The 21,997-nt window shown below is 59.6% G+C and carries 17 protein-coding genes; 8 read left to right on the forward strand and 9 right to left on the reverse strand.

Annotation, left to right across the window (positions count from 1 at the left end):
* Nucleotides 1-76: 76 nt before the first annotated feature.
* Complete coding sequence (htpX, locus tag AB5Y99_RS13860; RefSeq protein WP_005337890.1) at nucleotides 77-949, forward strand: protease HtpX; 873 nt, start codon at nucleotides 77-79, stop codon at nucleotides 947-949.
* 76 nt (nucleotides 950-1,025) lie between these two features.
* On the opposite strand, the gene AB5Y99_RS13865 is transcribed toward htpX, so the two are convergent.
* Nucleotides 1,026-2,738, reverse strand: a complete 1,713-nt coding sequence (locus AB5Y99_RS13865; protein WP_021231121.1) for a methyl-accepting chemotaxis protein — start codon at nucleotides 2,736-2,738, stop codon at nucleotides 1,026-1,028.
* 222 nt (nucleotides 2,739-2,960) lie between these two features.
* Nucleotides 2,961-4,763 (reverse strand): MOSC N-terminal beta barrel domain-containing protein, encoded by a 1,803-nt coding sequence (locus AB5Y99_RS13870; RefSeq protein ID WP_368209927.1) that lies wholly within the window; start codon nucleotides 4,761-4,763, stop codon nucleotides 2,961-2,963.
* A 125-nt stretch (nucleotides 4,764-4,888) separates the two neighbouring features.
* Between AB5Y99_RS13870 and AB5Y99_RS13875 the strand changes: the two genes are divergently transcribed.
* The 6 genes from AB5Y99_RS13875 (at nucleotide 4,889) to yciA (ending at nucleotide 13,759) form a co-directional block, all read left to right on the forward strand.
* Nucleotides 4,889-5,641: an ABC transporter substrate-binding protein gene (locus AB5Y99_RS13875; protein ID WP_139429027.1), complete on the forward strand. Its 753-nt coding sequence runs from the start codon at nucleotides 4,889-4,891 to the stop codon at nucleotides 5,639-5,641.
* Nucleotides 5,642-5,817: 176 nt separating this feature from the next.
* Complete coding sequence (locus AB5Y99_RS13880) at nucleotides 5,818-7,464, forward strand: NAD(P)-binding protein (RefSeq protein ID WP_368209929.1); 1,647 nt, start codon at nucleotides 5,818-5,820, stop codon at nucleotides 7,462-7,464.
* A complete protein-coding gene (gene nifJ / locus AB5Y99_RS13885; protein WP_368209931.1) occupies nucleotides 7,461-11,036 on the forward strand; it encodes a pyruvate:ferredoxin (flavodoxin) oxidoreductase in 3,576 nt (1,191 codons plus the stop codon). The genes AB5Y99_RS13880 and nifJ overlap by 4 nt, the downstream gene beginning before the upstream one ends.
* 250 nt (nucleotides 11,037-11,286) lie before the next feature.
* Nucleotides 11,287-12,201 (forward strand): hypothetical protein, encoded by a 915-nt coding sequence (locus tag AB5Y99_RS13890; protein WP_368209932.1) that lies wholly within the window; start codon nucleotides 11,287-11,289, stop codon nucleotides 12,199-12,201.
* A 260-nt stretch (nucleotides 12,202-12,461) separates the two neighbouring features.
* The gene (locus tag AB5Y99_RS13895) at nucleotides 12,462-13,295 is read left to right on the forward strand and encodes an NAD-dependent epimerase/dehydratase family protein (RefSeq protein ID WP_368209933.1); all 834 of its coding nucleotides are present in this window, start codon (nucleotides 12,462-12,464) and stop codon (nucleotides 13,293-13,295) included.
* A gap of 59 nt (nucleotides 13,296-13,354) precedes the next feature.
* Nucleotides 13,355-13,759, forward strand: a complete 405-nt coding sequence (yciA, locus tag AB5Y99_RS13900) for an acyl-CoA thioester hydrolase YciA (protein ID WP_005337875.1) — start codon at nucleotides 13,355-13,357, stop codon at nucleotides 13,757-13,759.
* Here yciA and AB5Y99_RS13905 read toward each other — a convergent pair whose 3' ends face one another.
* The gene (locus AB5Y99_RS13905; protein WP_005337874.1) at nucleotides 13,760-13,984 is read right to left on the reverse strand and encodes a hypothetical protein; all 225 of its coding nucleotides are present in this window, start codon (nucleotides 13,982-13,984) and stop codon (nucleotides 13,760-13,762) included.
* 107 nt (nucleotides 13,985-14,091) lie between these two features.
* Here AB5Y99_RS13905 and AB5Y99_RS13910 point away from each other — a divergent pair, with 107 nt between their 5' ends.
* Entirely contained in the window at nucleotides 14,092-14,937 is an 846-nt protein-coding gene (locus tag AB5Y99_RS13910; RefSeq protein WP_005350508.1) for an endonuclease/exonuclease/phosphatase family protein, read from the forward strand.
* Between the two features lie 103 nt (nucleotides 14,938-15,040).
* On the opposite strand, the gene AB5Y99_RS13915 is transcribed toward AB5Y99_RS13910, so the two are convergent.
* The 6 genes from AB5Y99_RS13915 to AB5Y99_RS13940 form a co-directional block, all read right to left on the reverse strand.
* A complete protein-coding gene (locus tag AB5Y99_RS13915; RefSeq protein ID WP_224970215.1) occupies nucleotides 15,041-15,337 on the reverse strand; it encodes a GrxA family glutaredoxin in 297 nt (98 codons plus the stop codon).
* Between the two features lie 94 nt (nucleotides 15,338-15,431).
* Nucleotides 15,432-16,871 carry a D-alanyl-D-alanine carboxypeptidase/D-alanyl-D-alanine-endopeptidase gene (gene dacB, locus AB5Y99_RS13920; protein WP_005350510.1) on the reverse strand — a complete coding sequence of 480 codons (1,440 nt, stop codon included), beginning with the start codon at nucleotides 16,869-16,871 and terminating at the stop codon, nucleotides 15,432-15,434.
* Nucleotides 16,872-16,984: 113 nt separating this feature from the next.
* Nucleotides 16,985-18,745 (reverse strand): DEAD/DEAH box helicase, encoded by a 1,761-nt coding sequence (locus AB5Y99_RS13925; protein WP_368209934.1) that lies wholly within the window; start codon nucleotides 18,743-18,745, stop codon nucleotides 16,985-16,987.
* Nucleotides 18,746-18,857: 112 nt separating this feature from the next.
* Nucleotides 18,858-19,895 carry an HlyD family secretion protein gene (locus AB5Y99_RS13930; RefSeq protein ID WP_019445440.1) on the reverse strand — a complete coding sequence of 346 codons (1,038 nt, stop codon included), beginning with the start codon at nucleotides 19,893-19,895 and terminating at the stop codon, nucleotides 18,858-18,860.
* Nucleotides 19,896-19,898: 3 nt separating this feature from the next.
* Nucleotides 19,899-20,237, reverse strand: coding sequence for a DUF3302 domain-containing protein (locus AB5Y99_RS13935; protein WP_005344404.1), 339 nt, complete (start codon nucleotides 20,235-20,237; stop codon nucleotides 19,899-19,901).
* Between the two features lie 211 nt (nucleotides 20,238-20,448).
* Nucleotides 20,449-21,870, reverse strand: coding sequence for a carbon starvation protein A (locus AB5Y99_RS13940; RefSeq protein WP_019445441.1), 1,422 nt, complete (start codon nucleotides 21,868-21,870; stop codon nucleotides 20,449-20,451).
* Nucleotides 21,871-21,997: the final 127 nt, after the last annotated feature.

Below are 21,997 nucleotides of genomic sequence, written 5' to 3' on the forward strand. Positions count from 1 at the left end.
ATGTCGACATTAACATGATCAGGTGGGGATCCCGAGTGATCCTCGGTCATGTCCCTTATCTTCACAAGGAGTCTATATGAAGCGAATTATGCTATTCCTGGTGACCAACCTGGCCGTCATGCTGGTGCTGGGGGTGGTACTCAATATCCTGTTCTCGGTTCTGGGGATCAACAAGTCCAGCATTTCCGGGCTGTTGGTGTTCTGTGCCGTGTTCGGTTTTGGGGGTTCCTTTATCTCCTTGCTGATGTCCAAGTGGATGGCCAAGCGCAGCTATGGCGTCCAGGTCATCGAGCAACCCCGTAACGAGACCGAGCACTGGCTGGTGAGCACTGTGGCCCGTCAGGCCCGCGAAGCGGGTATCAAGATGCCGGAAGTGGGGATCTACGACTCTCCCGAGATGAACGCCTTTGCGACCGGCGCCCGCCGCGATGATTCGCTGGTGGCGGTCTCCTCCGGCCTGCTCTACAGCATGAGCCGTGACGAGGCGGAAGCGGTGCTGGCCCACGAGGTGAGCCACGTGGCCAATGGCGACATGGTGACCCTGACCCTGATCCAGGGTGTAGTGAACACCTTCGTGATGTTCTTCGCCCGGATCGTGGCTGGCGTGATCAGCAACTTCTTCAGCTCCAACAACGAGGAAGAGAGCAGCAGCACCGGCGGTTTTGCCTACATGATCACCGTGTTCGTGCTGGAGATGCTGTTCGGTATTCTGGCCTCCATCATCGTCATGTGGTTCAGCCGTCAGCGCGAGTTCCGTGCCGATGCCGGTGCCGCCAAGCTGGCCGGTCGCGACAAGATGATTGCCGCCCTTGAGCGCCTCTCCCGCGGTGCCGAGCCGCAGCTGGAAGGCTCCATGATGGCCTTTGGCATCAACGGCAAGCGCTCCATGAGCGAGCTGTTCATGAGCCACCCGCCCATCGAGCAGCGTATCGCCGCCCTGCGTGGTTGATAGATACTGAATGACGGGGAATACCCTGAATAAAAAACGGCTGCCTTCGGGCAGCCGTTTTGCTTTTCAGCGTTCTTTAAAGCTTGAAGTGTCCCATCTCCTGGCGCAGTACCCGTGACAGCTGCTTGAGCTTGGCCGCCTCTTGGGACACATGGCGGGCGGCATCCCCCGATTGCTCGGAGAGAGAGGTGATGTTGCCGACGGTGGAGACTACCTCGTTGGCGGCGGTGGACTGCTCGCGCAGGGTGTGGCTGATCTCCCCCATCAAGCCGGTGAGGTTGGAGGCGTGGCTCTGGATGCTGGCGATCGCCTCGCCGGTCTGGTTGGCCAGCGTAACGCCGCGAGAGACGTTGTTGACCGTGTTCTCCATACTGCGGATGGAGGCATCCGCCCCGCTCTGGATCTTGCTGATCATCCCGGTGATCTGCTGGGTTGAGGCTGCCGAGCGACTGGCCAGATTGCGCACCTCGTCGGCCACCACCGCAAAGCCGCGACCCTGTTCACCGGCCCGTGCCGCCTCGATGGCCGCGTTGAGGGCCAGCAGGTTGGTCTGATCGGCGATGCCGCGGATCACCCCGATGATCTCCGAAATCTGCTGGGTATGGCCGTTGAGCTCGGAGATGGTGCTGGCCGCATCCCCCACTGTGGTGGAGATATTCTCGATGCTGCCAAGCGTCTCTTTAATGACCCCTGACCCCTCCTCCAGGGTATTGGCGGAGACCTTGCTCAGCTCGTCGGCATGGGTGGCGTTGTCGGAGAGGTGGCTGATGCTCACTACCAGCTCCTCGATGGCGGCGGCCATGGTCTGGGTGCTGGTTTGCTGATCGGTAGCAAACTGGGCGGTCTGCTCGGCGATCTGGGCGATGCTGTCAGCAGAGTGGGACAGCTCCTCGGTGGAGTGGGAGACCTTGGCGATGATCCCCTTGAGGGTGGTCTGCATGCCGCCGAGCAGGCCGATCAGGCTCTCTTTCGATCCTGGCGGCACCTTGATGGGGCGCGAGAAGTCCCCTTCCGCCATCATATGGAGGTCGGTCTTGAGCTGCTCGACCGAGGTGCCCACCAGATCGAGCAGGGAGCGATAGGTGCGCCAGAGGAAGAACATCAACACCAGACCGAGGGCGATAAAGAGATAGCGCAGCATGTCGGTATTGGCGATGGCGCTCTCGACTGCCTCATGGTTGCGCTGCTCCATCATCACGTAGAAGTCATCGATGGGGGACATGATGCGCCCCTTGTTCTGGTGATAGGCCTTGTCATGCATCATGGCGATGGCTTTTTGCTGGTTGGCAACCGGGTCGCCATCGCTCTGCTGCACCAGTTTGAAGGCGGCGACCTCGGTGTTGACCAGGGCATCCGAGTTGTTTTTGGCCTCGTTCAGTTTGGCGAGCTCACCGTCGGTGAAACCGGCATCCTTCATCAGGTCGATCAGGCCACGGCGAACATTGCTGTCGGGGCGGGGATTCTGGCCGTTGGCGGCGACAAAGTCCCAGTAGATACGGTTGTAGCCATCCGGCCTCGGCTGTTCGCCGTTGCGAATGGCCAGGATCCGCATGTACTGCTGCTCGTAGGCTGGATCCTTGGTGATGACATAGGTGCGACCGAGTCGGGTCAGATCATCGGAGGATTGGCGCAGTTCGTCGGCCAGCAGGTAGGAGACATATTGTTGTCGATAACTCTCTTCCAGTTGTTTACCCGCCCAGCTGTAGGCGAAAAACACCAGTGACAGCAGGATCAGGGTGATGACGGATAGCAGCAGGTTGAGCTGAAAGGCGGGCTTGTTCTGTTCCATGGTATGGGCGTCCTTTCCCTATGGCTGAGTGTCGTATGGAGCATCGCCAAGTCAATGGCTGGCAAGGCTTTTTGCTCTGAGAGTATAGGAAGGGAAACTCACTGATGAAGGCCGTGGGGACAAATTAAGGGCGGATCAGGTGAACAAGTGTGGATAAAGATGACCGGGGTCAATTCCCCGGTCATCTGGGGTGGCGTGAGTTAATGCGGCCCGATCACCCGATCATAGGATTTCAAGGTCGGTGAGCGGCACGGCGCAGCAGGTGAGGATCTTGCCCTCTGCCCGCTCGGCGGCGGTGATGGCGGGGGCGTCGGGGTGATCCACCTCGCCCGAGATCAGCGTCTGTTTGCAACTGCCGCAGATGCCGGCGCGGCAGCTCCACGGCAGCTCTACACCTTGCTTGTTGGCCTGATCCAGCACTGTGCCCTGATTGTTGCCGGTAAAGGCTTGGGCGCCGATAAGCAGTTGCACCGCCTGATGGGGGCGAGCCACCGAGAGAATGGCGCCGCCAAAACTCTCCTGTTTGATCCGTGCGGCTGGAACGCCGAGGACTGCAACTTTCGACGTCGCATCGGCCATAAAGCCGTGGGGGCCACAGATAAAGACCTCTTTTTCGGCCAACCCTTTGACCAGTTGCAGATGCTCATCATTGAGTCGCCCTTGTAGCCCCTGCCAGTGATTGTCCGGCTGGCTCAGGATCAGGGTGAGGGTCATGCCCTGCTGCGCCATGGCGTGCAGTTCGCTGGCGGCGGGAATGTCCGCTTCACTGCGGCACAGGTGCATAAAGTGAACCTCTTCCAGCTCCCCGCGTAGCGCCAGGGTGCGGGCTATCGCCAGCATGGGGGTGACGCCGGAGCCTGCGGAGAGCAACAGGAGGTTGCGCTCGGACCCTAAGTGAAACTCGCCAGAGGGGTTGGCGGCCAGCAGCCGGTCGCCCACCTGCAGTTGCTGGTGCAGCCAGTGGGAGATGCGGCCACCCTCCACCTTCTTGACGCTGATGCCGTAACGCTCCGGGTGATCCGGTGTGGAGCTCAGGGTATAGCGGCGCTGAACCCGCTCGTTTTTGATATCGAGGCTGATGGGCAGATGCTGGCCCGGCAGGTAGTCGGGCAGAGGCTCACCATCGGCTGCTTCGAACCAGAAGGTCTCCAGATCCCGCGCCAGCGGTTCACGGGCCACGCAGACCAGCTCCCGCTTCTTCGGTGCGGCGGCGGGATAGACCACCGGACGGGTGCGTTCCAGCACCTCGATCTCGCTGCCAGCCTCAATCCACCCCTCGTTCAGGGCGATCAGGTTCTGGCCGAAGTAGACCTCGCCATCCTCGCCACGGCGGTAGCGGGTGAGGGTGGCCAGCGGCTCTTTCAGGGCGTTGAAACGATCGGTGCCCGCTTCCACCGTGGTCATGATGCAGCGGCTGCAGGGCTTGACCACCTTGAATTCCACCTCGCCGATGCGGATACGCACCCAGCTGTCCTCCTCGAAGGGCTGGGTGTTGCTTGCCACCAGATTGGTGCGGAACTGGCTCATCTGGTGCAGCGCATCGGAGCGCAGATTGAGATCCTCCAGAGAGGCCTGGCTTATCAGCAGCAGCGGATAACCGTCGGCAAAGCTGACCCGGGTGCCGGTCTTCTCGCGAAAGCGATCAGAGGTTTCACCCAGCCAGAGCAGTTGTACCGTCTCCCCTGCCACCCGGCTTAGCCAGCCATCGGCTTTGGGGTCGGTGTGCAGGGCGGTAAAGCGGTCGCTCCAGACTCCGGTAGCTTGCGGGGCGCGGCTGAAGTCGGCCTCTTGCAGGGTGAGCGGTTCAAAGCCCGGATAGCGCAGTTGCAAGCCTCCTTCGATGGGGGTGGCCACGACCTGTTGCAGCTGGGGATGGGTACGGGCGGTGATAAAGGTGCCGTCCGGTTTGACCACCATGTAGCGGCGATCCCCTGCCAGTCCCTCTTCGGTCACCCGGGCGCGAGCCAGCGGCATACCTGCAGTCGATTTGATGGGGTAGAGGTGAATGCTGTCTAGCCTGGGCATCTTCATATCCTTGTGACGCGGCGCGATCGCCTGGAAAAAGGGGAACATAACGGTTCCCCGGCGATCCGGCAATCCTTTCAAGGGGGCGGTCTATAGTTGGGAAAACAGAACAAGAGGGCATCGGGATGAAAATAAGCTGGTTGCTGGCGGGGAGCCTTTTTTGCCACGGGCTCTGGGCGCAGGAGCTGACCCTGACCACGGGAGAGTATCCCCCTTACTGCTCCGAGACGCTGAAATATCAGGGGCTGATCCCTCATGTGGTGAGCGAGGCATTCAAGAGTGAAGGGGTGAGCGTCAAGTTCCAGTTTCTTCCCTGGAAGCGGGCCTTTCGCTTGTCGGAGGAGGGGGTGGTGGATGGCACTGTCCACTGGTATGAGTCGAGCGAGCGGCGCAAAACCCATCTCTACAGCGATCCCATCCTGAGCGAGACCTACGTCTGGTTCTATCTCAAGTCAGCTCCGCTGGAATGGCGCGGCTATCAGGATCTGGCGGATCGCAAGTTGGCTGCGGTCAGTGGCTATACCTACAATGCAGATTTTTTTGCAGCCATCGCGCAGGTGCCGCTGCAGGTGCAGTTCGTCACCCGGCTGCGCCAGAGCTTTGATCTGCTGCTCTCCGGCCGCGCCGACCTGACCCTGGAGAACATAGATGTCGGCTACTACTCCCTGCGTCAGTTCTACCCGGCCAGCACGGTCGATCTCTTTGCAACCCATTCAAAACCCGTGATGAAAGTTGAAGGTCACCTGTTGATCAGCCGCAAGCGTGCCAACGCTGACGAGCTGATCAAAACCTTCAATCGGGGGCTCGCCAAACTGAAAGCCAGCGGTCAGCTGGAGAAGATGTTACTTGAGTCACGTTCTGGTCTCTATGAACCATAAAGTGCAACATTTTTTGATCCTGATTCGCTAATCAGTATAAAAAAGCGGCCATTATCGACCCAGTTCCCAGTTTCTAACGCTTTCGCTTCTTCCCCATCCGGCCACCGTCCGCCTCGGCTACACGGTATCAAGCGCCATCGGGTGGGGCCTGTCACACAAAAAGAAGAAAGCAATGTATGAGCAAACAACTGGACATGACCCCATTGCCGGATCTCTCCCTGAAAACGGGAACAGGCCCGGTGCGTACCCGGCTACCCGTCTGGCGGCCAGCCCTGCCACCCTGCAATCACGCCTGCCCGGCCGGAGAAAATATCCAGGCCTGGCTCTCTTTGGCGCAGGCCGGCCGTTTTGAGGCGGCCTGGCAGACCCTGATCGAAGAGAACCCCTTGCCCGCCATTCATGGCCGGGTCTGCTATCACCCCTGCGAGAGCGCCTGCAACCGCGGTCAGGTGGATGAATCCGTCTCCATCCACGCCATCGAGCGCTTCCTCGGCGACGAGGCGCTGGCCCGTGGTTGGCAGCCTGCGCCACCTGCCCCTGCCAGCGGCAAGAAGGTGCTGGTGATCGGCGCCGGCCCCTCCGGCCTCTCCTGCGCCTGGCACCTCAACCGGCTCGGCCATCAGGTGGAGATCCGCGAAGCGGGGCCGCTGGCGGGCGGCATGCTGCGTTTCGGCATTCCCGCCTACCGTCTGCCCCGCGACGTGCTGGATCGGGAGGTGGCCCGCATCGTGGCTGCTGGGGTGACCCTCACTCTTAACCACAAGGTGGCGGATGTGCTGCGCGAGCGCGACGAGGGGAGCTTTGATGCCGTCTTTATGGCCATCGGCGCCCATCTGGCCAAGCGGGTCGATATTCCGGCCCGTGAAGCGGGCAAGATCCTCGATGCGGTGAGCTTCCTCGAACAGGCCAGTCTGGCCGAAGAACAGGGCTTGCCGCCCCCCAAACTGGGACGGCGGGTAGCGATTTATGGGGGTGGCAACACCGCCATGGACGCGGCCCGCACCGCCCGCCGCCTCGGGGTCGAGGAGGCGATGATCATCTACCGCCGCGACCGGGACCATATGCCGGCCCACGCCTTTGAAGCCGATGAGGCCGAGGAGGAGGGGATCAAGATCAACTGGCTGCGCACTATCCGCCAGCTCGATAGCACCAGCATCGAAGTGGAGGTGATGGCGCTGGATGCCGAGGGCAAGCCAGTGCCCACCGGCAAGTTTGAAACCCTCGAAGCGGACTCCCTTATTCTGGCGCTCGGTCAGGAGGTTGATTTGAGCGTGCTGGAGAGCATTCCCGGCGTGCGGGTCAACAAGGAGGGGGTGGTACAGGTTGGCGAGAACCTGATGACGGATGTGCCGGGCCTCTTTGCCGGTGGCGACATGGTGCCCTCCGAGCGCACCGTCACCATCGCCACCGGCCATGGCAAGAAGGCGGCGCGCCATATGGATGCCTGGCTGCGCGGTCGCCACTACCACAAACCACTCTCCTACCCGCTGGTGGGGCCGGAGCAGTTGCAACTCTGGTTCCAGACTCATGCCCCGGCCAGCAGTCAGCCGGTCAAACCGGCGTGGGCGCGGGACGACTTTGGCGAGATCATCGGCGGGTTGGATGAGGTGGCCGCCCGCTACGAGGCGGCGCGCTGCTACTCCTGCGGCAACTGCTTCGAGTGCGACGGCTGCTACGGCAGTTGTCCCGAGCAGGCCATCGCCAAGCTGGGGCCGGGCAAAGGCTATCAGGTGGATGCCGAGCGCTGCACCGGCTGCGGTGCCTGCCATGACCAGTGCCCTTGTCACGCCATCGAGCTGCGCCAACCGGAGGAGTCCCAATGAAACATGAACTGATCATGGTCGACGGCAACGAAGCCGCGGCCCGGGTGGCGTACCAGCTGAGCGAAGTGTGTGCCATCTACCCCATCACCCCGAGCTCGACCATGGCCGAACTGGCCGATGCCTGGGCGGCGGAGGGGCAGACCAACCTGTGGGGCAACATTCCCACAGTGGTGGAGATGCAAAGCGAAGGGGGGGCGGCCGGCACGGTACACGGCGCCCTGCAGGCGGGGGCGCTCGCCACCACCTTCACCGCCAGTCAGGGGCTGATGCTGATGCTGCCCAACATGTACAAGATCGCCGGTGAACTGACTTCGGCGGTGTTCCATGTGGCGGCCCGCTCTCTGGCGGCGCAGGGGCTGTCGATTTTTGGCGACCATCAGGATGTGATGGCTGCGCGCAGTACCGGCTTTGCCATGCTCGTCTCCGGCTCGGTGCAGGAGGCGCAGGACCTGGCCTTGGTCGCCCATAGCGTCACCTTGCAATGCCGGGTGCCCTTTATCCACTTCTTCGACGGGTTCCGTACCTCCCACGAGGTGAACAAGATCACCGCCCTGCATCGGGATGAAATTCGCGCCCTTATCGACAACGACTGGGTACGCGCCCACCGTGCGCGGGCGCTTAACCCGGATCATCCGGTGATGCGCGGCACCGCCCAGAACCCGGATACCTATTTCCAGTCCCGCGAGAGCGTCAACCCCTTCTACGAGGCGGTACCGGCCCGGGTGCAGCAGTGCATGGACAATCTCGGCGAGCTGACCGGCCGCCACTACCGGCTGGTGGAGTACCACGGTGCATCGGATGCCACCGACGTCATCGTGCTGATGGGCTCGGGGGCGGCCACCGCCCGCACCACTGTGGATTGGCTCAACCGGCAGGATCGCAAGACCGGGGTGCTGGTCATTCGCCTCTATCGCCCTTTCCCGGTACAGGCGCTGCTCGACGCGCTGCCGCAGAGCGTGCGGCGCATCGCCGTGCTGGATCGCACCAAGGAGCCTGGGGCGGGCGGCGAGCCGCTGCTGCTGGATGTGCAGAGCGCGCTGATCGACGGTTTGCAGCGCGGTCTTATCAAGCGGCTGCCCTGGCTCAGTGGCGGTCGCTATGGCCTCTCCTCCAAAGAGTTCACCCCCGCCATGTGCGCGGCGGTGTTTGAGGAGCTCTCTTCCGATGCGCCGCGCCCCCGCTTTACCGTGGGGATTGTCGATGACGTCTCGGGCCTCAGTCTGGCCTGGCACCCCATCGGCGATCTGGAGCCTGCCAGCCGGGTGCGGGCGCTCTTCTTCGGCCTCGGCGCCGACGGTACCGTCGGCGCCAACAAGAACAGCATCAAGATCATCGGCGAGCTGGAGGGGTTCCACGCTCAGGGCTACTTCGTCTACGACTCCAAAAAGTCGGGCTCGCGCACCGTCTCCCACCTGCGCTTTGGCCCCGAACCCATCGACGCCCCCTGGCTTATCGAGCAGGCGAGCTTTATCGGCTGCCACCAGTGGGGCTTTGTTGAATCGGTGGACCTGCTGGAACATGCCGCGGAAGGGGCAACCCTGCTGCTCAATGCCCCCTATGAGGCGGACAAGGTGTGGGGTCAGCTGCCCGAGCGGCTGCGTGCCCGTATTCGCGCCCTCAATATCCAGCTCTACTGCATCGATGGGGATCGGGTGGCCGAGCAAAACGGCATGGGCAATCGCATCAACACCATTATGCAGACCTGCTTCTTCGCCCTGGCTGGGGTGTTACCACGGGACGAGGCCATTGCCCTTATCAAGGAGAGCATCGAGAAGAGCTATGCCCGCAAGGGGCCCGAGGTGGTCGAGCGCAACTTCGCGGCGGTGGACGACACTCTGGCTCATCTCCATCAGGTGGCCATCCCGGCCGGTGAAGAGCAGATCAGCGACTATCCGCTGCCATTGGCGCCGGGTGGCAGCGAGTTTGTCCAGCGCGTCACCGGCGAGATGCTGGCGGGGCGTGGCGATCTGATCCCCGTTTCCATGCTGCCAGTGGATGGCACTTACCCCACCGCCACCAGCCGCTTCGAGAAGCGCGATATCGCCCGCGAGATCCCGATCTGGCACTCCGATATCTGCATCCAGTGCGGCAACTGCGTCTTTGTCTGCCCCCACGCGGCGCTGCGGGCCAAGTTCTACCATCAGGACTGGTTGGCGACCGCCCCCGAGGCCGCTCAGTCGGTGCCGGTCACCGCCAAGGGCTTCCCCGACAGCCGCTACACATTGCAGCTCTATCCGGAAGATTGCACCGGCTGCGGCCAGTGCGTGCAAGCCTGTCCGGTGCGGGTCGGTGCAGATGAGAGCCATGAGGGCGAGCGCGCCATCACCATGATGGACAAGGCGCCGCATCTGGCTGGCCAGAAGCAGGCGCTGCGCTGGTTCGAGAGCCTGCCCTGGCCTGCCCGCGAGCGGGTGGATTTCTCCACGGTGCGCGGTGCCCAGTTCCTCGAACCCCTGTTCGAGTTCTCCGGTGCCTGCGCCGGTTGTGGCGAGACTCCGTATCTCAAGCTGCTGACCCAGCTGTTTGGCGATCGCATGCTGGTGGCCAACGCCACCGGTTGCTCTTCCATCTATGGCGGCAACCTGCCGACCACCCCGTGGGCCAAGAATGGCGAAGGGAAGGGGCCCGCCTGGTCGAACTCCCTGTTTGAGGACAACGCCGAGTTTGGCTTTGGCTTCCGCCTCACCGCCGATCAGCATCACGGTCAGGCGGTGGCGGCCCTTGAAGCGATGAAGGGGGAGCTGGGTGAGGCATTGGTCGAGTCGCTTATCAACGCCCCGCAGCGGCTGGAGTCGGAGATCCGCGCCCAGCGTACCCAGGTGGCGCAAGTGCGCGAGCGGCTGGAAGAGGTGAAATCCGGCAAGGCCCGCGAGCTGCTGTCGCTTATCGATCAGCTGGTGCGCCGTTCGGTCTGGATCATCGGCGGCGATGGGTGGGCCTATGACATCGGCTCGGCGGGGCTCGATCATGTGCTCGCCTCCGGGCGCGATGTGAACGTGCTGGTGATGGATACCGAGGTCTACTCCAACACCGGCGGCCAGATGTCGAAATCGACCCCGCTCGGCGCCGTCGCCAAGTTCGCGGCGGGGGGCAAGACGCTGGCCAAGAAGGATGTGGCGCTGCAGGCCATCTCCTACGGCAACGTCTATGTTGCCCGCATCGCCTTTGGTGCCAATCCGCAGCAGGCGCTGCAGGCCTTGCGTGAGGCGGAAGCCTATCCGGGCCCCTCGCTTATCATCGCCTACAGCCACTGTATCGCCCACGGCATCGATATGGAGTTTGGCCTGACCCAGCAAAAACGCGCCGTCGCCTCCGGTCACTGGCCGCTGATGCGCTACAACCCGGTACTGCGCAGTGCGGGGCAGAACCCCTTCAGCCTCGACAGCCTGCGCCCCTCCATTCCCCTCGCTGAATACCGGCAGGAGGAGACCCGTTATCGGGTGCTGGCCCAGAGCCATCCGGAGGAGGCTGAGCGGCTGATGCAGGTGGCGCAAAAAGTGGCGTGGCAGAAGTGGGCCACCTACGAGGAGATGGCCACCCGTGAGGCCAGCCATTTTCATCCGCCGGTGTGAGGATTGTGTGAGTGAAATATAACCAAGCGGGCCATTGGCCCGCTTTTTTGTATCGAGAATCATGAGGTGTCTTTAGATAGAACAACTCTATAGCAAGGTTTGCTCTGTTATCTTGTAACTATTAGATTGCAATATATCTTAGATATCACAAATATGTGAGGCGGCACAGAGAAAAACATATGAAAGGATAATACTCTGCAAAATTGTTTGTTTTAAATGGCAACTTATCAACATGGAGGTTGATTTTAGAATGTCTAATAATAAGATATCCTTTGGTTTGAGAGACGGTGTTTTAGTAGAGGTTTCAGAAGTGAAATCTGGGCTTGCTTGTGGTTGTATATGTCCATCTTGCCATGGGAAATTACAGGCGAATAAAGGACAAAAAGTTTCACATTACTTTTCTCATGATCCATCCAATGCAACTAAAACAACGAAGGCGTGTGAGTCAGCTTTTGAAACATCAATTCATTTAATGGCCAAACAAATTCTAAGTGAAGAAGGTGTTTCAAAATTCCCCAAGCTATCAGTAACAGTCACCCAAAAGGATAAACTTGGGAATTCTCATGAAGAAACGTGTATGGTAACTGAAGAATCATTAATGAACTTTAGTCATGTGACGTTAGAGCAACAATTGAGTGTTATCAGACCTGATATAATTGCCTATAACGGTTCAACTCCTTATCTAATTGAAATTGCAGTAACACACTTTGTGGATAATGAGAAACTGAAATGGATTAGGGCGAATGAAATGTATGCAATTGAAATTGACTTATCTAAGGTGACTTATACAATAACGAAAGATGCTCTAAAGCAATTGATTATTGAAAACGTAGCCAATAAAAAGTGGCTGTCTCATCCAGAAGCCCATGCAAAGAAGTCTGAATTAAAAATAAAATTAGATGAAAAAGTAAGGGGTGTTAATAAAAGCATTGATGAGGCTAAGTTGAAAAATAAAATTGCCAGTCATATTGATGTCGTAGTACCTCAGAAAAAGAAAGTGACTTCTGGTTATGATAATAAAACTAAAAATATACAGGAGTCTGATCCTAGGTGGTTTTTATGTGAGGCATGTCGCCATGTATTCAAAGTGGCGTTAAAGGATGCGCCATACACAATAAAAAGCATCCCATGTCCAGAGTGTGAACATGCTGTCTCAGCTAGATAAAAATATTGTGAATATGAAATAGTCGGATTTTTTATTCGTGCTGGGTAAGTTGAAAATTGTGCTGTGTCCATAGCTAGTTATGAAGAAAGGCTAGCGTTCTGTGGGGCTGGCCAAGAAAGAACATTGAGAAAATATAACGCCCCTAACGTAATGATATGTTGTTGTCTTGGCAGCATTTGTTTATCCGCAGGTTAAGGCTTCCCTTTCCTACCAAGGCAGGTAAGCTGCGGGGCAAATAGCGTCAAGCAGGAGAAGGGACAATGACAGAACAACATATCGCCGGGACGATCGGTATTCTGGGGGCCGGGTGGCTGGGGCTGCCGCTGGCGCGGGCCCTGCTGGCAGCAGGCAAGCCGGTGGCGGTGACGGTCAGCAGCGCCGAGAAGGCGGCCCATCTGCAAGGGGAGGGGATCGCTGCCCATCCGCTGCTGATTTCTGCCGAGATGCCCGTCGCTGATCAAAAAGCGCCGTGGCCCATCCCCTGCGAGAGTCTGGTGATCTGCGTACCGCCCAGCAAAACCGATGACTATCCGCAGGCGGTGGCAAAGGCCTGTCAGCTTGCCAAAGCGAGCGGCACCCGGCGGGTACTGTTTGTCAGCGCCACCTCGGTATGGGGAGCGGGGCAGCAGGAGGGTGAGCAGCCCAAACCGCGCCATGCCCGTGGCGAGCGGATGCTGGCGGCGGAGCAGGCGGTGCTGGCGGCCGGTTTCGAGACGGTGATGATAGTGCGCCCCTCCGGCCTTTATGGCCCGGACCGCCATCCCGGCCGTTTCCTCGCGGGCAAGACGCTGGATGGCGGCGCCCAGTCGGTCAATCTGGTCCATCTGGACGATGTGGTGGCGGCCTGCATGCTGCTGCTGGAGCGGGGCAAGGACGGGGATGTCTTCAACCTGAGCGCGCCTGTGCACCCGCGCCGCGAGCAGTTTTACCCCTTTGCGGCGCGCCAGCAGGGGTTGCCTGTGCCGGTCTTTATCGAGCCTGCCGGTGAATTTCAGCCCATCGACGGTCAGCTGATTTGCCAGCAGATGGGATTCAACTATCGCTGGCCCGATCCGGCCCACTGGTTTGCCGAGCTCGCCGCCTCGGGCAATTGAGGTTTGCCAAGGGGGTGCTCGCCCCCTATCATGCCGCCATCCATGAGAGAGAGGCGGTAATGATGGTAGATACAAAACGTCACCCCGATGGGGAGTTGTTGCTGAGAACCCTGGCAATGCCAGCCGATACCAACCCCAATGGCGACATCTTTGGTGGCTGGATCATGTCCCAGATGGATATAGGTGGGGGCATTATGGCCAAGGAGCTGGCAAAAGGACGTATTTGTACCGTATCCGTCGAAGGCATGACCTTTCACAGTCCGGTCAAGGTGGGCGATGTGGTCTGCTGCTACGGCCGCTGCATGAAGATCGGCCGCAGCTCCATGAAGCTCAAGCTGGAGGTGTGGGTCAAGCCGGTACTGCGGGAGAACGATGCCCAGCGTTACTGTGTGACCGAGGGGATCTTCACCTATGTCGCCATCGACGAACAGGGCAAATCCCGCCCGGTTCCGGTGAGTGCCTGATTAAATCAGCCGGGCATTGATGATGGATATTTCCTGCTCAAGCCCGGTTTTTTGCCGTATCATGCGTTCCAGCATCTCTTCCGAGCCCACATATTGCAGGGTGTCAAACAGGCAGAGATCGCATTGAGGGTCTCGTCTTATCTGATAGACGGTGGCCAGCTCCACTTGATGACAATTTCCTTGTTGATCATAAAACGTCACGTTATACCGAAGTTCTTTCGCCATGAGACAAGGTCCTTCTGGTTGGGTGGAACAGGGACTATCAGCTTAGTCGGCGTGGATGACGTTTGTGATGGTCGCAACAAAAAGCAAAGGCGGGCGGTTGTTAGCCAATGAAAAATAGTTATCGCATTCTTGGCACCTCCCTGCTGACCCTGGGGTTGGTAGGCTGTTTTGAGGTGCCGGATCAGAACCATCTGGTCACAGCTCAAGGGATTGTGCCGGGACTCGACTGCCAGCGTCCGCCGCTGGTAGCGTTGGCGACCACGGCGCTGCCCCGTGAATTCGGGGTGACGGTGTGGAATCTCTACAAGGGCCAGCGCAAAAACTGGCGTGAAGGGATGGACAGTTATGCCAAGGGGCAGGATCTGGTGCTGCTGCAAGAGTCGGCCACCCGTCCCGATATGCTCGACTGGCTGCGCGCCGGTGATTTCCAGTGGCAACAGCTGCAAGCCTTCACCCAGGGCGGCGTGTCGTTCGGGGTGATGACGGTGGCCAAGACCCCGCAGGCGTTCGTCTGTGGCGTGCGCTCCCCCGAGCCCTTGCTGCGCATTCCCAAATCCGGGCTGGTAAGCCTCTATCCGCTGCAGGGCGATCCTGACGGCGTGATGGTCATCAATATCCATGCGGTCAATTTTGAGCTGGGGATGGCCACCTTCCGCGAGCAGCTCAACGATTTGACTGCCTTGGTGCGCCGCCATCAGGGGCCGGTGATCCTGGCCGGTGATTTCAACACCTGGAGCGACAAGCGCCAGTTCTGGTTAAGCAAATTGGTGGACGAGCTGGGCTTGCAAGAGGCCGTGCCGGTGCCTGATTTGCGCCGCACCGCCTTCGGTCGCCCGCTGGATCACCTCTACTACCGCAATCTGGACCTGGTTGAGGTGAGCTCACCGGCCACCGACAGTTCGGATCACAACCCCATCATTGCGCGCTTTGCCGCCCAGTCTGTGACTCCCTGACAAGGGTAGTGCGAGTTCCGCTCATAAAAAAATCCGGCGCTTGATGGCGCCGGATTTTTTTATACGCTCTGGCGGTCAACCCGCTCGGGATGACCCGCAGAAATTACTGGTAGAGACCCAGATTCGCTTTGGCGTAGGCTTCGAAATCGGTGCAGCCACCGATGTGCTGCTCGTCCAGGAAGATCTGCGGCACGGTATTGACCGGCTTGCCGGCGCTCTTGGCCAGATCTTCTTTGGTGATGCCTTCGGCATGGATATCCACGTAGCGGAATTTGAAGTCATCGCGCTGTTCGGTCAGCTGCTCGGCGATCTGTACGGCACGGACACAGTAGGGGCAACCCGGGCGACCAAAAATCACTGCAAACATATTTTCTCTCCGTTTTTTAAGCCGTTTTTGTATGGCCGTTGATATGAGGCAGGCAACAGCATAGTCCTGCCTCGTGGCGACTTGAAGCCGAAATTATCGATACCGTGATTCGAGTGGGCCTATTGGCTCAGCTCTCATCGGCGATCTGGATCGGCTGCTGCTGATAGATGCTCTCCAGCACCCCCTTCTCGAATACAGTCCAGGGCCATGGCGCCTTGCTGGCACGGTAGCGCTCATGGGTGGCCGGATCTTGGGACAGGCCGCGCTGGAACATCACGAACGCCTTGCGCTGGCCGCCTGCCGTGTCGATAAAGCCCACCAGATTGGAGGTGCCGGTGATGGTACCGGTCTTGGCGTGCACCTTGTTCTTCATCATGGGGGCGGTGACGCTGCGGCGCCATGCCAGGGTGCCATCCACCTGGGAGCTTGGCAGCAGCTTGATCAGGCCAAGCTCGGCATCGTTTTTCTGGATGAAGTTCAGCACCGACATCATCTGACGGGCGCTGATGAGATTGTGAGCGGAGAGACCGGAGCCGTCAGCCAGAGTGGCGTTGCCCAGATCGATGCCGTTCTTGGTCAGGATGGCGCGCACTGCCATGGTGCCGCTGCGATAGCTGCCCGGCTTGTTGTAGTAGTGACGGCCCACGGTTTTGAGGAAGGTATCGGCGTAGAGGTTGTCCGATTTCTTCAGCATCTTGGCGAGCATCACCGGCAGGGAGACCGAGTAGTGGGTGCCGAGGGTCTCAGCCCCTTCAGGGGCCTTGTGGGTGACCCGCAGCAGGCCATCATGCTTGATACCGGCACGGTTCATCGCCCAGCGGATGTTGTCCCAGCCCCAGGCTTCCACGTCGTGAATGGCGAAACGCAGACCCTGCGGCTCTTTATTCGGGGTGATGCAGCCCTTGAGCTCGTAGAAGTTGCCCTTGGCCATGTCCACTTCCAGCGCACAGAACTGGCGCGCCATATCGCCATAGCTCATCACCTCCACGTTGTCGGCACCGATGCCGATGGGGACGCCGGTAGCTACATTGCCCACCGCCGGTTTGCCAATCTGGGTGGCAGTGATGGTGCCGTAGGCGCAGTTCTTGTCGATGATGACCGAGGAGACGGGAGCGGCGAAGCAGAGGGTCTGATCCCCCCACGACCAGCCGTTGCCGCGCTCGTAGCCGTTGTAGGCGCCGGTGTTGACGTAGACATTGCCCTTGATGCTGGTGACGCCGAGCTGCTTGAACAGGGCCAGCAGATCCATGCGGGAGAGGGTGGGGTCGCCGACGAAGTTGATCCAGATATCGCCGTTGATGGTGTCACCCTGTTTGGCGCCGGGTTGGGCCTGAATGTCAGTGGCGAAGCGGAAGTCGGCACCCAGCTCGAGGCGGGCCGCCAGCGCGGTGAGCACCTTCATGGTGGAGGCGGGGGCGATCATCTGATCGGCGTGGCGGGCGAACTCGACGCCGTTATTGCCCTGCACCATGATGGCGTACTGGCCACCCTGAGGGGGCGTCAGCGGGGCGGCATGAGCCGCCAGAGAAGAAAAGAGAGCACAAAAACCAATCAACAGCCGCTGCATAACATCCTCTAACGTGACGAAGGGCCCGGCAGTGGTGCCGACCCTGATAATTCAACCCGCCGATGCGGGATCGACGGGGGTAATGCAATTCATGCCATGTATGCCGGTCGCCATCATGCCAGCGAGTTGGCGGTACGATAGCGACCCTCATAATCAAAAATTTTCTCTTTTATCTGCCAGAAGCGCCCCGATTTGCGGGCGATGACAAAATCGGGATGGCGAAACTGGCTTTCTGCCGCCAGCACGTTCGCCAGTGTGGCAAATTCGGGCTCCAGCCCCGGGGCGGGCCAATGATGACGCACAAAGTGCTGTTGAAACAAGCGCCGTGCGCCCGGGGAGTGTAATCCGAAGTATTCATTGAGGGTCAGCCCATCCTCATCGTGGTAGGTCACCTCCAGCCGCTCCCCCTGTTTGCCGCGACTTGCTGTGAGGGTTAGCCCGGCGCAGCGGATCACCATGCAATCCTTGAGATTGAGCGCCTCTTTAAGCTTGTCGTCAGGGTCCACCAGCAGCTGATCGCAGCTCTGGCAGCGGCGGGCGGCGATGTCGTTTTCGGCGCCGCAAGCGGGGCAGATCTTGGCGCGAAAGCGGTAGTCGCACTCTTCGCGGTTGCCCTCGTCATCTTCAAACAGCCCCTGACAGCGGCGGCCGTAGTGCTCGATCACCTTGCCATCCTCGTCGGTCTTGCCCCAGAAGGTGTTGGCAAAACCGCAGGCGGGGCAGGGCACCTGCACCGGCTCGGTACCGGCGTGGGGGCGAGGCTCCCCCACTTCGGGGGCAAACAGGTTGAAGTTGTTGCCCGCATAGTCGAGCACCAGACAATCGGTCTTGCCCGGCGAGAGACGCAGGCCTCGCCCGACGATCTGCTGATAGAGGGAGACCGACTCGGTGGGCCTGAGCATCACGATAAGATCGACATGGGGGGCGTCGAAGCCGGTGGTGAGCACAGCTACGTTGACCAGAAACTTGAGCTCCCGCGCCTTGAAGGCGTTGATGAGGGCATCGCGCTCCGGCCCCGGCGTTTCGCCGGTGATAAGTGCTGCCTGCTGGCCTCGGGCGCCGAGCAGGCCGTGAATTTCACGGGCATGCTCGACAGTGGCGGCAAAGATCATCACCCCCTGCCGGTTGGCGGCATACTCCAGTACCTGACTCAGGATATGGGGTGTAACCCGCTCCTGCCGCTTGAGCTCGCCGTTGAGCTCCGCCTCGCTGAAGAGACCGTTCTCCCGCGGTACCAGCTTGCTGAAGTCGTAGTGAACGATGGGAGCATCCACCATGCGCGGCGGCGTCAGGTAGCCGTTTTTGACCATAAAACGCAGCGGCAGCTCGAACACGCAGTCGCCGAACAGCCGCTCGCCGTGGCTTTTGACCATGCCGTGGTAGTGGCGCCGGAAGATCCAGCCCAGCCCGAGCCGATAGGGGGTCGCGGTGAGACCGAGGATCTTTAGGGCCGGATTGGCGGCCTTGAGGTGGTCGATCACCTGATGGTACTGGCTGTCATCATCGAGCGAGACTCGATGGCACTCATCGATGATGAGCAGCGAAAACGCTCCGTCGAAGGCATTCAGATTACGGGCGACCGACTGCACCGAGCCGAACACCACCTGGGCGCTCGCCTCCTTGCGATCCAGGCCGGCAGCGAAAATATCGGCCTTGAGCCCCCACGCCTCGTACTTGGCGTGGTTCTGCTCCACCAGCTCCTTGACGTGGGCCAGCACCAGCACCCGACCGCGTGCCTTGCGCGCCAGTTCGGCGATCACCAGACTCTTGCCAGCCCCGGTGGGCAGCACAACCACGGCGGGATCCGGGTGTTTGCGAAAGTGGTTGATCACGGCGTTGACGGCGTCGGTCTGATAGGGTCTGAGAACGAACATGAGGGCGTGGCGTTTTGGCATGGTACGGCGCAGGGTGGCGCCATTATAGGGTGCTTGCCGCCACAAAAACAGCGGGCCGGCATGATGCCGGCCCGTTGAATACATTGTGTGCTTAGTGGAAGGGGAAGAGGTAGTTCATCCAGCTTGCCATGCGCAGCAGCACTTTGCGCATTACAGAAACATGGTGGAAATACTCGGTATAGACAGCGGCTTGCCCGCTGGCACCGGCAATCACCTGATACTTGGCCCACTCGGGGTCGGTGATGGAGATGAGCACCGGCATGCGGCCCGGGCGGATAGCGCTGGTCTGATCCAGCAGCATAGCGTTGGCCTGCACGTTACCGGCGGCAATGGCCGGGATCACGGCGGTCACCTTGCCCTTGAAGATCTTGCCGGGAATACCGTCGATCACCACTTCGGCCTCATCACCCACCGCCAGACGCTGCATGCTGTTCTGCCAGAACCAGCCAACATAGGCAGTCTCATCTTTATGGATGAAGGTCATCACCGGACGGTACATAAACGGGGTGGCGATCATGCCTGGACGCAGGGCAAGCTGCACCACATGGCCATCGCTCGGGGCATAGACCACGGTCTGGGCCAGCTGGTATTTGGCTTCATCGAGCTGGGCCTGCAGATCTTCCAGCGTGGCGCGTTGCTGATCCATCTGGGCGGCGATCTCGTCTACGCTCGCCTGAGTCACGTCGAGGTCACGCTGCTTGCCGACGCCACGGCGCATCAGGTCACTGGCGCGATCTCTGTCCAGTTTGGCGGAGCGTAGTCTGGCGTCAATGGACTTGAGTTGATCCTTGTTGGCATCAAGCCGGGCGCTCAGGCTCTCCACTTTCAGTCTGAAAGGCTCGTCATCGAGGCGAAACAGCACATCGCCCTTCTTCACCGGCTGGTTGGCTTGCACCGGCACCTCGACTACCCGGCCCTTGACCAGCGGTACGATAGGGGTGGAGAGGTAGTAGTTGCGCGCCATCTCGGAGTAGGGGTGGTTGTAGTTCATCAGCATGATGAGGGTGCCGATGAGCACCACACCACCCAGCGCGGCAGTCGGAACAGTCCACTTGTTGAGCGGGATGCGGAAGATTTTGAAAATGGCTACACAGAGTGCCGTATAGGTCAGGATCAGTAGCAGGTCCATGATTTATCCCTGTTGCTCTTGCTGTTCGATATGGTTGAGACGGCCCTTCAGTTCAGCCAGCTCTTCTCTGAGGGCCGCGATATCATCTTCATCTTTTTGCAGGCGCTGGTTAAAGCCCCAGCCGCGATCGGGGCGATAGATGGTTGCCCAGATCCAGAGGAAAGGCCACAACACATGCAGGGTGAAGAGACTGACCCAGCCGGCAACATGGATGGCATCCTGATGGGGATGATTGCGATGTTTGGCGATTTCGTAAGGAATATCGTGGATCACGATGATTCCGTAGAAGATGACCAGCGCGACAAAGACGAGCAGGCCAAGGGCAAAGTAATCAAGGAACATGTATAACCTCCACTGGCTTTAAGCACAGCTTTATCATTGATTCATATATTCGGGAAAGCAATTTAAAATCACATATTTATCGTCAGGTCGCACGGAATCTTAAGGGCTTGTGCTGTATAGGAGCTTAAGGGAATAACGAGTTGTTTTATTGGTTTTTTTGTCAATTAAAAAGGGGCCTTTTGGCCCCTTTTTTACCACCTCAAGTCAGACATCATCCTTCACTTGGATTGCTAACCAGTGGTTGGCGGAACTTCATCAGGAAGGCCACGGTAATGGCCGCCGTTGCAGTCAGGCCGATGATGGTGGAGGTCCCCATCTCCAGACCGAACCCGATGGGGGCGTTGGCCAGATAGGTGATCACCACAGCGGTCATGAACATGGCGGGAATGGTGCAGATCCAGTGCAGCTTGCCCTCTTTGATGAGGTAGGCAGCCGCAGCCCACAGCATGATGACAGCGGTGGTCTGGTTGGCCCAGCCGAAGTAGCGCCAGATCACCCCGAATTCAGCCTTGGAGATGATGAAGCCAAGGATAAACATGGGGATGGCGATCAGCAGACGTTTGGCCAGCGGCTTCTGGGTCATCTTCAGGAAGTCCGCCACGATCAGGCGAGCACTGCGAAACGCGGTGTCACCGGAGGTGATGGGCAGGATCACCACGCCGAGGATGGCCAGAATGCCGCCGACTGTGCCGAGCAGGCTAGTGGAGACTTCGTGTACCACGGCTGCCGGGCCGCCGTTGGCCATGGTAGCGTTGAGTGCTTCGGTGCTGTCGTAGAAGGAGAGACCCAGGGTGCACCAGATAAGGGCGATGATCCCTTCACCGATCATTGCGCCGTAGAAGATGAAGCGGCCGGATTTTTCGTTCTGCATGCAGCGCGCCATCAGCGGTGACTGGGTGGCGTGGAAGCCTGATACCGCGCCACAGGCGATGGTGATGAACAGCAGCGGCCAGAGCGGCAGTTCGGTCGGGTGCAGGTTGGAGAAGTCCATCCCGGTGTTGTAGAAGCCTTTGCCGGAGGCGATCAGGCCAACGATGAGGCCGACCGACATGAAGACCAGCAGGGCGCCGAAGATGGGGTAGAAGCGGCCGATGATCTTGTCGATGGGGACTATGGTCGCGAGGATGTAGTAGGCAAAGATTGCCACGATCCAGTAGACCAGATCGGTGGAGGTGAGGTTGGCGAGCAGCCCTGCCGGGCTCAGCACGAATACCACGCCGACCAGCATCAGCAGCACCACGGCAAACAGGTTCATGAAGTGCTTGGCGGCGGTGCCCAGATGCTCACCGACCACGGTTGGCACCGAGGCCCCCTTGGCGCGTACCGACAGCATGCCGGAGAAGTAGTCGTGAACCGCACCGGCGAAGATGCAGCCAAAGACGATCCACAGCATGGCGACCGGGCCGTAGAGGGCACCCAGGATGGGGCCGAAGATAGGGCCGACACCTGCGATGTTGAGCAGTTGAACCAGATAGACTTTCTTGTCCGACATCGGGACATAGTCCACCCCGTCAGCCATGGTGATGGCGGGGGTTTTCAGCTCGGGTTTCGGGCTGAATATCCGTTCGATGAATTTGCCGTATATGAAGTAGCCGGCCACAAGTAAGCCGACACAGAGGAAGAACCAGATCATTGCTACGCTCCTGCATTGTTATTTTTTAGTGTGCAGAGCGAGTCTAAAACGGTTGCGCCTGTCTGGCAGGTGAAACTCCCCGAGCGGCGCTTTGGCGCGCCGAGCGGTCGGCGGCTGTGATCAGGCG

The organism is Aeromonas sp. R4-2 (assembly GCF_040908295.1).
GTDB classification, from domain to species: Bacteria; Pseudomonadota; Gammaproteobacteria; order Enterobacterales; family Aeromonadaceae; genus Aeromonas; species Aeromonas veronii.